This window comes from Jiangella sp. DSM 45060 (assembly GCF_900105175.1).
Classification (GTDB): domain Bacteria; phylum Actinomycetota; class Actinomycetes; order Jiangellales; family Jiangellaceae; genus Jiangella.
The window spans coordinates 4,112,823-4,127,109 of the sequence record NZ_LT629771.1; the positions used below are offsets into that span (position 1 = coordinate 4,112,823).

Genomic DNA, 14,287 nt, shown 5'->3' on the forward strand with positions numbered 1-14,287 from the left:
GCGAGCCCGTGACGGCCGCGACGCCCGTGCCGAAGACTCAGCGAGCCCGTGACGGCCGCGACGAGCACGAAAGTGCCTTACACCTCTGGCATCGAGTCGTCTAAGCCGTTTGCGCCCAAGTGTGACTGTGCGCGGCAGGGGCCACCCAATGAGTATGAGGGAGATCCGGCGAGGCCAGAAGCGGTGCTGGAACTGTGGCGAGGGATTTGAGCCGGAGCGCCTCACACAACGGTGGTGCAGTGATGACTGCCGCTTCGCAGCGGCGCGTAGACGGTCCCGGGAACGCAGGAAGGAGCAGCGGGCCGAGGCACAGGTGGCCGACCGGTGGTGTGCGTCCTGCCCGAAGCTGTTGGCCGGGAAGCGATCCGATGCGCGCTACTGCTCGGATCGCTGCCGCTGGCGGGCGTTCAAGGCCGCTCGGGCTGAGCGCGCGGGAGAGCGTGAGGTCGCTGGTGTTGAGCGGCTGGTGGTCTGCGCGATGTGCCCGACTGTGTTCCCTGCGCGGCGATCTGATGCGCGGCATTGTTCTGATCGGTGCCGAAAGCGCGCGCAGCGTGCCCGGGCTGTTGGTGAGCGCGTGTGATCTCGATCAAGGAGCTGCACGCTGGCGATGGCTACCGGTATCTGCTCAGGGGAGTCGTGGCCGACAGTGATCAGATGCCGGGTGTCGCGGCGGTGACGGCGTACTACACCGAGGCCGGTAACCCTCCCGGTCACTGGGTGGGATCCGGGCTGGTTGGCCTCGACCGTGGTCATGGCCTGGCAGTGGGCACGCAGGTGACTGAGGAGCAGATGGAGCGCCTGTACCGCTCGGGCGCGGACCCGGTCACCGGTGACCAGCTGGGTCAGGCGTACCGGGTGCCGAAGTCTTTCGACGACCGTGTCGCTGCCCGCGTGGCGGCGTTGCCCGCGGCGATGCCGGCGTCTGAGCGGAACCGGATGGTTGAGCAGATCGAGGCGGAGGAGCGGTCGCGCCGGGTTGGTCGTCCTGTGTCGGGTTTCGATGTGACGTTCTCGCCGCCGAAGTCGGTCAGCGTCATGTGGGCATTGGCCGATCATGGCGTGCGGGAGCAGATCTATGAGGCCCACCGGGAGGCTGTGGCCGACGTGATCGCCACGATCGAGCGGGAGGTTGCCCGGACCCGGATCGGGACCAACGGTGTGGCGCAGGTGGAGACCGCCGGGGTGATCGCGGCAGCATTCGATCACTGGGACTCCCGCGCCGGCGATCCGCAGCTGCACACCCATGTGGTGATAGCGAACAGGGTGCAGGGTCCGGACGGGAAATGGCGGACGCTGGACTCGCGTGGGTCGCTGTTCCCGGCCACGGTGGCGATGTCCGAGCTGTACGACAATCTGCTCGCCGACCACGTCACGGCCAGGCTCGGGGTCGGCTGGCGGGTGCGGGGTCAACCTGCGAAGTCGAAGAACACCGCGTGGGAGCTCGACGCGGTGTCGGATGACTTGGTCGCGGCGTTCTCCACCCGGTCGTCGGAGATCGAACGCGAGGCCGATCGGCTGATCGCCGACTACCGCAAGCGGCACGGCCGATCCCCCACCGACAAGGTCAAACTGCGGTTGCGGCAGATCGCGACGTTGGCGACCCGGCCGGCGAAGGAGATACGCACCCTGAGCGAGATGGCACACGACTGGCGCGACCGGGCGGCCGCGGTCGTTGGTCAGGATGCGCTCACCTGGATGCGGGCGGCGATCGAGAGTGCGACCGCACCGTCACGGCGCCCTCCGCTGCTGCGGGTCGACGACTTGGCCGTGTCGCCGCAGGCATCGCGCCGCAGCCGCCGGCCCAGTGAGCCGCCGGAGCTGGAGAAGCTCGCTCACGCTGCGTTCGTCGAGTTGGCGACCGAACGGACGACGTGGAAGACGTGGAACATCCGGGCTGCTGCGGCGCGGGCGGCGATGCGACACCGGATGGTGACCCCGGACGAGCGGGAGAAGCTGATCGCCGCCGTGAGCGCGCGGGTGGCGGAGATGTCGGTTGAGCTGACCCCATCGGTGACGGCCTTCACTCCGGCGGTGTTCACCCGCTCCGATGGGACGTCGATGTTCGTCCGCACGCACGCCGGCCTGTTCACCTCAGCGGAGGTCCTCGCTGCTGAAGAGCGACTGCTGAGCGCCGGGCGGTCTACGAACGCCGCGACGGTCAGCAGCGCGACCGTGGAGCGGGTCCTGGCGGCACCGACGGCGGACGGGTACTTCCTGGCCGACGACCAGGCCGACGCCGTGCGCGACATCACGGCCAGCGGCCGCCGCCTCGACATCCTGGTCGGCCCCGCGGGTGCCGGGAAGACCACCACCCTGACCGCCCTGCGTGCGGCGTGGGAGCTCGACCATGGGGAGGGGTCGCTGGTCGGGTTGGCACCGTCGGCAGCCGCGGCGGACGTCCTGGCCGAGTCGCTGGGCATCGCGACGGACAACACCGCGAAGTGGCTGCACGAGGCGGCCCGGCTACCCGACACCCGCAAGGAGATCGCCCACCTCACGGAGGTCCTGCAGCTCATCAACGCTGACGACCCGGCCTGGCGGAAGCACCTGGCCCGCTCCACCGAGGTGACTGACCGGGCCGCTGACTGGGCGGCGTTCATCGGGGCCGACAAGCCCCAGACCTGGTCCGTGGCACGGGGCCGAGGCGCCATGAAGAAGAGGCTGGAAAAGCTCCGCGCTGAGGAGCAGCGGTGGACCTTCCGGCCGGGGCAGCTGGTGGTGATCGATGAGGCGTCTCTGGCCGGAACCCTAGCCGTCGACGACCTCGTGACCCGCGCCACCCACGCGGGGGCCAAGGTCCTCATGGTCGGCGACTGGGCCCAGCTGGCGTCGGTGGACGCCGGCGGCGTTTTCGGCATGCTGGTCCGCGATCGCGGCGAAGGCCTCGCCCCAGAGTTGACCGGGGTGCGCCGGTTCACGCACGAGTGGGAACGAACAGCCAGCGTGCACCTGCGCCTGGGTGACACGTCGGCGCTGGACTCCTACGACGCCCACGGCCGCCTGGTCGGGGGCACCGGCGAGGACATGCTCGACGCCGCCTACCGGGCGTGGCGAGGTGACGAGCAGGCCGGACTCCAATCGCTGCTCATCGCCGGTGACAACACGACCGTGACCGACCTCAACCGCCGGGCGCGCGCCGACCGGGTCGCGGCCGGTGAGATCGACGAGGACGGCGTCAGCCTTCGCGACGGCACCGTCGCCGGCGTCGGGGACCGCATCATCACCCGGGATAACCAGCGCCGCCTGGTCGCAGGCAAGGGCTGGGTGAAGAACGGCGACACCTGGCACGTAAAGGCCGTCCACGGAGACGGCTCACTGACCGTGCGGCGAGCGAAGGGCCGCGGCACGATCACGCTGCCGGCCAGATATGTGGCCGACAACGTCGAACTGGCGTACGCGGTCACCGCGCACCGCGCCCAGGGCGCAACCGTGGACACCGCGCACGCCCTGGTGACCGGGGCGACCATGATGCGCGAGATCCTCTACGTCGCCATGACCCGCGCCCGCTCGGCCAACACCGCCTACGTGGTGACCGACGTCGACGAGGAAGAACGGCACCTGCGCGACGCCGATGATCCCGCCCCGACCGCCCGGTCAGTGCTCACCACGGTGCTGCGCCGCCAGGGCGCGGCGCTCTCGGCACGGGAGACCGCACGCGCCGAGGCCGAGAAGGCGCTGTCGATCGGGCAGCTCGCGGCCGAGTACGACACGCTGCATCGGGCCGCCGTCGCCGACCGGCAGGCCGCGCTGCTGCTGTCGTGCGGAGTGCAGCCTGCCGAGGCCGCCGACTCTGAGCACCTGGTCGCGCTCGCCGCCGCTGTGCACCGCGCCGACGCCCACGGGCTGAAACCGGACACGGTGCTGCCCAAGCTGGCGGCCGCCCAGCCGATTCCGGACGACGCGGACCCGGTGCGTGTACTGGCCGCCCGGGTCGCGCGGTGGACCGACCACGCCATGGAGGCCGCGCCCAGCGTCGTGCGGCGGCAACGTCGGCTGATCGCCGGCCTGGTCCCCGCGGCCGACGGCGTCACCGACCCGCAGATGCAGCGGGCGCTGACCGAGCGGGAGACGCTGCTCGAGGAGCGGGCCGCGACGATCGCCAGGCGGGCGATCAGCGAGCGCGCGCCGTGGCTGCGGTCTCTCGGGGCGGAACCGGTCAACGACGCGGAGCAGGCGCGCTGGCGCCGGTGCGTCGAGATCGTCGCCGCCTACCGCGAACGTCACGACATCACCGATACCGCATCCCCTGTGGGCGACCCCGGCTACAACTGGACACAGCGACACGACTACCGGCAAGCGGCCAGCGCTGTCCAGGCGGCCCAGCAGGCGGCCGGGGTGCTCAGCGAATCGACCGCGCAGCAGCAGGCCGCGCAGCAGTCGCCCCAGCAGCACACCGGTCGGGACCTCTGAACCACCGGGGGGAACGGTCATTCACAGACGTGCGGGAGGGCCGGCCGGGATCTTCCCGGCCGGCCCTCCCGCTCTCAGATCAGATTGACACCGATGCTGCAGGCGGCGCCTGTGGTGACGCCCTCCGGCTCGACGAACCGGAACGGCTTCGTTGCGCCGACGCGGCGGTGGCCGCCGCCGCACAGTAGTCCAACCCGGCCTCGACGGCCGCGGCCACCAGCGGTCCGAGATCGGCCGACCCGTTGTCGAGCGCACGGTTGGCGGCCCAGAACAGGGCGTTGTTGCGGTTGCCCTCGGGGGCGTTGCGGACGTGATCGACCAGGTAGGGCATGCGGCGGTCGGCTGAGGCATGCCCATGGACGGGGGCTGGCGGCGTCGGCGTCGGCGGCTGGAGCAGGTCGCGGGCCGCAGCCCAGCTGAAGGCCTGGACTCGGTCGGGGTCGCGGACTTCGATGGTCTCGTACCGGCGCGGCCCACGGTCGCGGTCGACGATCGACGGCGGGAGCAGGACGTACCCGCCGGCACCTCGATAGTCGATCTTGTGTCGGTACAGGGCGTGGTTGCCTTCGTCGGTGCCGGCGAAGTACAGGTGTAGGCCGCCGCTGGGGGTCTGGACGGCGTGGGACCAGCCCTCCAGCAGCCCCGCCTGCTTGAGGCGACGCAGCGCGGGGTATCCGGATTCGCCGTTCTTCATGTCGACGTCGAGGACGTCCCACAGCGGCGTCCCGGTGGGCATGGCGAGGTTGGCGTTGGGCCAGGTCCGCCACCAGGCTCGGACCTGGCCCAGGTCGGTGGTGGCTTCTTCGAAGCCGTGTTCGGTCAGCGGGTGCTTGGCGCCAGGCCAGCAGGGGAAGACGGGGATTCCGGCGGCCGCGAAGGCCACCGCTTCGTCGCCCATGGTCATGGCGAGACACCTCCTCCGAGGTGGGGTCAGTCGGGTCTGGTCAGCCCAGTCAGCGAGGACAGGTAGGCGTTGAATTCGGCCGCCCAGCCCGAGCGGTCGGGATCGTGGAGCCAGCCCTGCGGCTTGATGGTCCGCTCGCCGGGCGATCCACCGAGGCGGCCCACCCAGTCCTTCAGCCGGATCCGGGTGTTGAAGAACGTCATGTGCCAGTCGGCGGCCGCCGAGGCGGCCTGAGTCTGGTCGTAGGCGACGTCCCAGGCGCCCTTGAGGGCGGACAGTTCCTCGACGAGGGCGCCGTGGCGCCACCAGTCCGCCGGGAGTTCCCGGGAGTCCAGGACGTATCGGTTGCCGAGCCAATGAACCCACTTGGCAAGCTCCACGAGCTTCTTCGCCGTCGTGGTGTCGTCCAGGTCGGCCCACCGGATGGGGCGGGGGATCGTCGACCCGAGCGTGTCCTTCATCAGCGCGTCCAGCTGCTCCGGGGTCAGACCATCGCCGGGGCCGTCAGGGATGTCGGTCATCGTGCTGCACTCCAGTGCTCGCGTGGGTGGTCAGTTCCAGTGACGTCTCCCCCGGGGGTGGGGCGCGTGGCCGCGGCCCACCCCCGGCATTGGTAGACGAACCTGGCTCACACCGCCACGCCGTTGCCCGCCGTGCTGGTGGCCTGCTGAGGCCACCGCGGCCGCGAGTGCGTGTCCGCCGCCGGGGGCGGCGGCGGAGCCGGCACCGTGGCCGGCTGCTCGGCCTCCTGCGACGGAGCATCGACACCCGCGGCACGGTCGGCCTGCCGGGACCGGTCGATCGTGACCGTGACCAGGCGGGGATCCGGTGCCACCAGCCTGGCTACGATCTGGGTACCGGTCCGCTTATCGCCGCCTTGGCTCTCATAGGTGGTGAGCCGCAGCTCACCGGCCACGATGACGGGATCGCCCTTGCGGAAGAGCCGGGCGAACGTCTCGGCCGAGCGGCCGAACACGACGACGTCGTGGAACACCGTCTGCTTGGTGATCCACTGCCCGTCCGGGCCCTGGGCGCGGTCATCGACGGCCAGCCGGAAGTTCAGGCGCGGGTTCGCGCCGGCGACGAGCTTCGGGTCGGTCGCGATCCGCCCGGCCGGACTGGCCGGGAAGGCGTTACTCATGGTGGTCTCCTCCCACCTCGGGTGTTGGTCACTAGTAGGGGTGGCCCCTGCCGCGCACATTCACCCCGAACGCGAGGTCTCGTGCGTAAGCGTGGGTCCGGGGCGTCAGATGCCCAAGGTTGGCGGTGCCGGGCGGACCGGCTGCCGTTCGGTTGCGCCGTGGAGACGCATCCGGTGTTCCTCACGCTCGAAGGCCATGAGCTCGGCTGCGCGGACGTGCCGTGACCGGATGGCTCCAGCTGCCAGATCGAGGGCGTCAACGGCGTGGGTGAGTTCCGCTGCGGCGGCAACGAGTGGGTCGATGGTGCTGTGCGGCGCGCTCACCACGACGGAGAGACGCACCAGTTGGTGTGCAAGCTGCCCGGACCGCATCGTGATCGTGCTGGTGAGCGCGGCGGCGCTGGCCACCTCCTCTGGAGTGCTGCAGGTGAGTCCGTGCCCGGCGCGGGTGATGGCGGAGGCGGCGGATCTGAAGGTCTCGGGGATCACGTCCTGGTGGCCGTCGGGCTCGGCGGCGGCGTCGAGTTGGATCTGAGCTTCGACGATGTGGCTCTGCGCCGCATCGACGACCCGGCCGATCGAATCCGGTGTGCCCGCAACGGCGGCGCACGTGCGGCGCAGCATGTCAGTGAGGCGGGCAGTGGCCATCATGATTCTCGTGGCGGCGTAGGCGTACGGCCGTAGCTCACCGGGCGTGTGAGGCACCGCCTGCTCGGCGGCGGCGCCGACCGCGATCGCGGCCAGAACGAAGTCGTAGTGATTGTTTCGGGCTGGGCTGCTCGGCACTACGTCCTGCCCGTCGGCGTGGGCGGCCATGGCGTTCCCTTCGCTCAGGTGACTGTGTCGGCGTAGGGGTGGCCCCTGCCGCGCACACTTCGGTCACAGACCCAGCGCAGGTCCGGGTTTGCCGAGTTGGGTCTGCGGTCGAAGCGCCCGCGGCGCCGGGCGGGGAGTGTCCATGTCCTCTCCGGTGATCGCCGCCGCAACGGCGGCCATGAGGTCCCGCGCCGCGGGCGGGGTGACGGCGTTTCCGGCCATCCGGACTCGCTCGCGCCGGTTGCCCTCCCAGCGGTAGTTCTCGGGGAAAGCCATACCGGCGGCGACCTCGTGGGGCTCGAGCATCCGGAACATGCAGTCGTCCACCATCGCCTCGGCGCGCTCGATGTCGCCCGACGTCGGTCGGGCGCCAGAGTCTTGGGTGATGACCGACTGGTGACCGGCGGTGGTGAGGGTCCGGAGCACTTCGGACGGCGGGGTCATGTGCTCGCCGCCGTCGCCCCGGGAGCCGTTGTTCCGCATCACCAGGGCGTAGGCGTCGCGGGTGGTGAGCGCGCGCATCGCCTCGGCCGTGGGGCGGGCGTCGTCGTTCCACGACCCGCCGGCGGGCGTGACGAGTGCGTGGCGGTCGACCGTAGTGATGGTCGACAGCGCCTCGACGATCTCGCGGGCCTGGCCGTTGCTGTAGTACGGCGCGAGTAGCGACATGTTCCCGGCGTTGGCTGCGAGGGTGCGCAGCACCTCGTCAGGGATCGTGGTGTGCCGGGCCGGGTCGCCGCCGTCGATGCCGTAGTGGCGGGTGATCAGCGCGTGGTGGTTCCCGGCCGCCGTCACTGTCGCCATGGGGTCACCTGTCGGCCTGGCCGTCGATCCGCCGCCGCGCAGCTCGGCGATGAACGGCATCAGCGCCAGCGCGGTCTCGGCCCGCGTCGTCATGGTCCGCAGTGGGTCGCCCGCGATCCGGGCGTCCTTGCCGTCGCGGCCCTCGACGGGCACCACGAGTGCCTTGCTGGCGGTCGTGTGCAGCGTCCGCAGCACGTCATCGACGGACCAGGTGCGCACACCGGGTCGCCGCTCGTATGTGTTCCCGGCGGCCTCGGCGATGAACGGCAGCCAGTACTTGGCGATGCCGGCGGCGATGCGCGCGCGGGTCTTGTCGGCCAGTGGTTTGTCCCGGTCGCCGATGCGCTGTCCCTGGATGCTCCAGTCGATCGCGGCGGCCGCGGGCAGCCAGCCGGGCTCGACGGTGGTCCCGCATGCGGCGTGGACGTACACGTATTGGGCTCGGTATCGGCCGACGTTCCGTCCGGGTTTCCACGCCTGCTGGGACTCCACGATGGCGTCGCAGGGTGGGCAGTACGCCTGCGAGCGCATGAATCTGTCGATGTCGGGTGCGCGTTCGCCCTTGCGCCAGCACACGACGTACAGCCGGTCGCGGGACTGCGGTGCCGGGCTCCCGAGCGCCTGGGCGTGCATGCTGTTGAGGCTGACGACCTTGAATTGATAGCCGAGGTTCGCGAGGTCGTGGCGCCAGATCCGCCACGCGTTGCGATACTTCGCCTGGGTGGCGATGTCCACGACGTTCTCGATGACCATGGCGCGGTAGCGGTGGTGTTCGGCGAACCGGAGCACGTCGAACATCAGCAACCGGCTGCGGGTCGCGGCGTCGTCGGACAGCGGGTCTTCGAACAGGCCCTCCTCGATCGCCGGGCGGGCGGCCGCTCCGGCGGCCTGCGACCATTTCGTGCATTCCGGTGAGGCCCAAAGGATGTCGGTGCGTGCGAAGTTGCGGGGGTCGTCTTCGTGGAGGTCGACGTGTTTGTGCACGGTGTGGGGGTGGTTCGCGTTGTGGACGTCGAGGGCGAGTTTCCAATGGTTGGCCGCCTCGACAACCCGGATACCGGGGACGGCGATCATGCCGGTCGAGGAGCCGCCGGCGCCGGCGAACAGGTCCGTGACCGTGAGGTTGTACCCGGCGGTCGGGACCAGAACGGCCAACGGCGGGACGATGGGCTGGCCCAACAGTTGCGCGATGTGCCGTCTGAGGTCGAGCGTGGTCGACTGCATTACGGGTCTCCTGTTGTGCGTTGAGCGGCGCAGGGAGCGGTTGACTCTGTCGCCTTTTGGGGTGGCCCCTGCCGCGCACAAGACGGATCAGAGACCCAGGTCCGGCCCGGGCTGTCCGAGTTGCTTCCTGGGTGGCTGTTGCGCGCCTGGCCTGCGACTGGGCGGCAGGGCCGGGGGCGGCTGGGTTTCCGCCGCCGCCTCCCCTGCGGCCTGGTCGGTCATGGCTGCGACGATCCGGTCGAGTGCTTCGCGAGCCTCGTGCAGCGCTGCGGCGTGTTTGAACGGCGCTTCGAGCGCGGTTTCGGCGTCCTGCTGCTCGTTGACGGCGTCGACGCGCATCCGGTCGGTCTCGGCCAGGTCCGCCGGGATCGCCGCGACCCGGTTCTCCAGCACGCGCACGGTGCCAATGCCGTGGCCATCGGTGATCGTGGCAACCGTCACCGACGCGTCGCTGAGCGGCACGCCGCGCAGCCGCAGCTCGACCCGAGCGGGCTGCCCGAGGACGCTGCCCGGTGGCAGGTAGGTGGCTTCGATGGTGTGCCCGGCGATCTCGCCGAGGACACCGAGGTCGGCCTGCCGATACGGGTTGCCCGGCAGGTGTTGGGTGGCCCACCGGGCGATAGCTGCTGCGGCGTCGGTGCGTTTGGTGACCCGGGTCCCGTCGACGGTCATGGCGAAGGCGTCGCCGGCCACGGGGATGGTGCGGGCGATGGCGGCCTCGAGGATCGGCCGCTGCTGGTCGAGGTCGCGGATCCGGGCGGCGGCGAAGTTGCGGCGCTGGCGAAGGTTGTCCTGCTGGCGGTGGTGGGCACGGCGCAGGCGATCAAGGCGGGTGAGTTCGGCGTGGGCGTTGGCGCGCTCCAGGATGAGCGGGTCTCCGGCGGCGAGGGCTTTGACCTCGGCGAAAGACAGGGCGTTGTCGCCGACGTCATCGATGGCGCGGACGTCGAGGCGGCCGCGCATGATCTGGGCGATGAACTTCGCTTTGCGTTCGACGGTCTGCCAGAGGTAGCCGTCGAAGCTGCCCTCGGTGACGTATCGGTAGATCTGGATCTCGGCGTTCTGATTGCCCTGGCGTTTGATCCGCCCGTCGCGCTGGGCCAGGTCGGCCGGCCGCCAGGGGCAGTCGACGTGGTGCAGCGCGACCGCCCTGGCCTGGACGTTGGTTCCAACGCCCATCTTCGCCGTCGACCCGAGTAGCACTGCGATGTGCCCAGCCCGGGCGGCGGCGAACAGTCGGGCTTTCTCGGTGTCGTTGCGGGCCTCGTGCATGAACCTGACCTGCTCGCGCGGCAGTCCGCGGCGACCGAGCAGGTCCCGCAGCTCGTCGTAGACGTTCCAGTTCTCCTGCGGGGTGCCGAGGTCGCAGAACACGATCTGCAGCGCGCCCGGCGCCGGCGAGTACTCCTCGGTGCCCGGAGTCAGGTACCGGGCGTCGCGGTGATGGGCCCAGATCCTGGCGACGTTGTCGGCGACAACGTCGAGCTTCGTCGCGTCAGCGAGTGGTCGGTGGCCGGAGACCAGACGCATGTCCAGGGCAGCCTTGCGGCCGTCGGTGCTGATCTTCAGCATGTTGTCCGTGCTGCTGTCGACCTGGCGGTTCTTCACACGTTCCGCCCGCTCGCCGAGATCAGCCACATAGGCGGTGAGTTCGTCCGACGGCGGCACCACGGTCGTGACCGGTGCTCGTTCCCCGTCTTCGCGGACGGCGAGGTCCGGGGTGGGGAGGTTGAGGTCCTCGGCGGTCTTGACGTCGGCGAAGACGTGCCACATGCGCAGCATCTCGGGGACGTTCTGGAACTTCGCGAACCGGGTCTGCAGCCGGTAGCCGCCGGCCGGGGCCATCTCGATCTCGGTGACGGTCTGCCCGAAGGTGGCCGCCCACGAGTCGAAGTCACCCACGCCGGCCTCGTCGAGCAGGTCCGGGCGCAGGAAGCGCTGCATCACGTGCGCTTCGGTGACGGAGTTGGCGATCGGTGTGGCGGTGGCCGCCGTGATGACGCGGTCCCCGTGCTGGTCGCGCAGGTACTCGGTCTTCATGTGCAGGTCGCTGGCGCGGCGGCTGCCGACGATCGCGGCGTCGCGGATGTTGGAGACCGTGCGCAGGTTCTTGTAGTCGTGCATCTCGTCGACGACCAGGTAGTCGATGCCGGTCTGCTCGAAACTGATGCCCGGGTCGCGGGGCCCGTCCAGGCGTTCCTTCAGCCGCTCCTCAGCGGCCAGCACGGCCCTCTCCAGCCGTTTCACGCTCAGCCCGTGGGACTCGCGGGAGTTGGCCAGCATCGCTCGCAGCGCGTCCATCTCGCGCTCCTGATACGCAGCCTCGACATCGGGAGACACCGGGATGCGTTCGAACGCCCCACGGGTCATGATGACCGCGTCCCAGTCGTTGGTGGCGCAGCGTGCGACGAACAACCTGCGCTGATCGCCGCGAAGGTCATCGCTCGACGCGGCCAGGATGCGGGCCGTCGGGTAGAGCTGCAACCACTCACGGCTGAACTGCTCGAGCATGTGGTTGGGCACGATCACGCAGGGCTTGCGGACCATGCCCAGGCGCCGCAACTCCATCGAACCCATCACCATCTCCGCGGTCTTCCCGGCGCCGACCTCGTGGAACAGCCCGACCGCGGGTTCGGCGAGCATCCGCGCCACCGCGGTGCGCTGGTGCTCACGCGGAGTGAACGTCGCGGCCAGTCCCGGCAGGGTCAGCCGCTGCCCCTCGGAGGCGTAGTCGCGCAACACGATGGTGTTGAACCGGTCGTTGTACTCGCGCTGCAGCCGGGCCGCCCGCTCCGGGTCCTCCCACACCCACTCGGCGAACCGTTCCTGAAGCAGCCTGGCCTTCTCCTGCGCGGCCGCGGTCTCGACTGGGTTGATCACCCGCCCGCCGTCCTCGATCTCGTCGGTGACCTGGATCGGGCGCTGTTCCAGCGTCGCCTTCGCGATCGCCGTCGCCGGCATCCGCTCGGTGCCCCACTCCTCGCTGGCCGCGACCGACCACTTGTTCCCGCGCACCTCCCAGATGGCGCCGCCGGGGTGCTCGACCTGGACCGACGGATCGTTCAGCAGCTCGGACAGGAACCGCTCATGCGTGGCGGCGTCGATCCACGCCGCACCCAGCCGGGCCTCGATGTCGCCCGGCCCGAGGTCACCGGGCTGGACCTGACGCAGCGCGGCCACGTTCACCGCGTACCGCTCCGGGTCGGCCTCGACGGCCGTGACGGCGGCGTCGAGTTTCTGCCGGACGTTGCCAGACAGGTACTCCGCAGCGGTGAGCAGCTGCTTCGTCTGCGGGTCGTCGTACACGAGTTCGCCCAGCATGGCGCGGGCTTCGTCCTCGCCGACCCCGAGCAGTTGTGCCACCTGCATCAGGTCGACGCGGCCGTGCGCGTCCAGCACGACGGCCAGCGCCTCCTGCGGAGTGTCCGCTCCCAGGACGGGCACGCGGGGCGCGACGACTCGTTGTGTCATGATCGTGGCCGGGGTGGCGGTCTGGGAGGCGTCGTCGAACACCTCCAGCCCCTTCACCAGCGCGGCGAACGGGTCGGTGCGGAAGATCCGCATCACCGGCGGCGCGACCCGCGACGGCCGGGGCTCCCCGGTCGCGGGGTCGACGCGGCCGGTGGTCCGGGTGGTGAACCGGTTGATCGGCCCGTACCGGTCCACGTAGCGGTGGTACTGGTCGGCCAGGTCCGCTCGCAGGGCGGCGATCTCCGGGGTGTCGTCGAGGTCGGCGGCCTCGGCCGTCAGCAGCGCTCGGGCGACGTCGCGCAGCCCCAGCAGGGCCCGCAGTTCCCGCCGCTGGGTGGTCGGGACCGGGCGGTCCTCGAGCATGCCGTCGGTCACGACGCTGAACGTGTTGTCTTCGTTCGCGACCAGGTGCCCGTCCCACAGACCGTCCGGGGCCAGCGCCGCCGGCCGGGCCTCACCCTGCATCGCCGGCCTGCGGGCCGTCATCTGCAGGCTGTCGGTGCGGGCCGCCTCGGCGACGCCGGCGAGCGCCCCGGCGAGGCGTGCTGGCGTCTGGGCGAGATCGGCGCGCACGTGCAGGGTCTGCGCCCCGTACATGCCGAGGCCGACACCGAGATCCCCGAGGATCCGCTCCGGGTGGTGATCGAAGTAGGAGTTCACCCGGACGATCTCGCCGTCGACCTTGCGGGCGGTGACGGTCTCCCACAGCGTCGACCTCGGCGGGGTGTCGCGGTCGCGGCGGCGGAACACCAGCAGGTCCGTCACCACCTCCGTGCCCGCGGCGCGGCGGTGCGCACCGGACGGCATCCGGACCGCGCCGACCAGGTCAGCTAGGGCGTTCATCTCCCGCCGCGCGGCCGGGTTCTGCGCGTCCAGAGTGAAATGGCTCGTCAGCACAGCCACCAGCCCGCCCGGTCGGGTGAGGCCGAGGGACTTGATGATGAAGTGGTTGTGCAAAGCGTGGCCGCCGGCGTTGTGCTTCGGGTCGTGCAGGCGGACATCACCGAACGGGACGTTCCCGATGACGGCGTCGAAGTGCCCGTCCGGAAAGCGGGTGTCGGCGAACGACTCCGCCCGAACCTGCGCGCCCGGATACAGCGCGGCCGCGATCGCGGCGCTGGTCGGGTCCAGTTCCACCCCGGTCACACGCGCTGCGGTGGGCGCAAGGCCGATGAAGGTCCCGGACCCGCAGCCCGGCTCCAGCACCTCCCCGCCGGCGAGCCCGAGGCCGGCCAGCAGGTCCCACATCGGTTGCACGTAGGCCGGATCGGTGTAGTGCGCGTTGATCGTCGTGCGGCGCGCCGCCGCGTACGCCGAGTCGCCGAGCACCGACCGCAGGTACTCGCGCTCGCGCTGCCACTCGGACGCCTGCTCGTCGAACACCTGGGGCACCGCACCCCAGCTCGACCAGCGCGCCAGCACGCGGCGCTCCTCGTCGCTGGCCTGCCGCGCCTCCCGCTGCAGCAGCTGCACCAACGCGATCGCGTCGAGGTTCGCCCGCACCCGCGCCCGTG

Annotated in this window: 7 protein-coding genes; 1 reads left to right on the forward strand and 6 read right to left on the reverse strand. The window is 70.7% G+C overall.

Annotation, left to right across the window (positions count from 1 at the left end; genetic code table 11):
* Positions 1-579: 579 nt before the first annotated feature.
* Positions 580-4,413: a MobF family relaxase gene (mobF, locus tag BLU82_RS18425; RefSeq protein WP_092622579.1), complete on the forward strand. Its 3,834-nt coding sequence runs from the start codon at positions 580-582 to the stop codon at positions 4,411-4,413.
* A gap of 79 nt (positions 4,414-4,492) precedes the next feature.
* Here the strand turns inward: mobF and BLU82_RS18430 are convergent, their stop codons facing one another.
* The 6 genes from BLU82_RS18430 to BLU82_RS18455 all read right to left on the reverse strand — a co-directional run bounded on the left by BLU82_RS18430 (position 4,493) and on the right by BLU82_RS18455 (position 14,276).
* Complete coding sequence (locus tag BLU82_RS18430; protein ID WP_092622580.1) at positions 4,493-5,317, reverse strand: bifunctional DNA primase/polymerase; 825 nt, start codon at positions 5,315-5,317, stop codon at positions 4,493-4,495.
* Positions 5,318-5,343: 26 nt separating this feature from the next.
* Positions 5,344-5,838: a hypothetical protein gene (locus BLU82_RS18435; protein WP_092622581.1), complete on the reverse strand. Its 495-nt coding sequence runs from the start codon at positions 5,836-5,838 to the stop codon at positions 5,344-5,346.
* A 107-nt stretch (positions 5,839-5,945) separates the two neighbouring features.
* On the reverse strand, positions 5,946-6,458 hold the full coding sequence (locus tag BLU82_RS18440) for a single-stranded DNA-binding protein (protein ID WP_157741108.1): 513 nt from the start codon (positions 6,456-6,458) through the stop codon (positions 5,946-5,948).
* 105 nt (positions 6,459-6,563) lie between these two features.
* On the reverse strand, positions 6,564-7,274 hold the full coding sequence (locus BLU82_RS18445) for a hypothetical protein (protein ID WP_092622583.1): 711 nt from the start codon (positions 7,272-7,274) through the stop codon (positions 6,564-6,566).
* Between the two features lie 63 nt (positions 7,275-7,337).
* Complete coding sequence (locus BLU82_RS18450) at positions 7,338-9,383, reverse strand: DNA cytosine methyltransferase (RefSeq protein WP_197682307.1); 2,046 nt, start codon at positions 9,381-9,383, stop codon at positions 7,338-7,340.
* Positions 9,384-9,389: 6 nt separating this feature from the next.
* The gene (locus BLU82_RS18455) at positions 9,390-14,276 is read right to left on the reverse strand and encodes a methyltransferase domain-containing protein (RefSeq protein WP_197682308.1); all 4,887 of its coding nucleotides are present in this window, start codon (positions 14,274-14,276) and stop codon (positions 9,390-9,392) included.
* Positions 14,277-14,287: the final 11 nt, after the last annotated feature.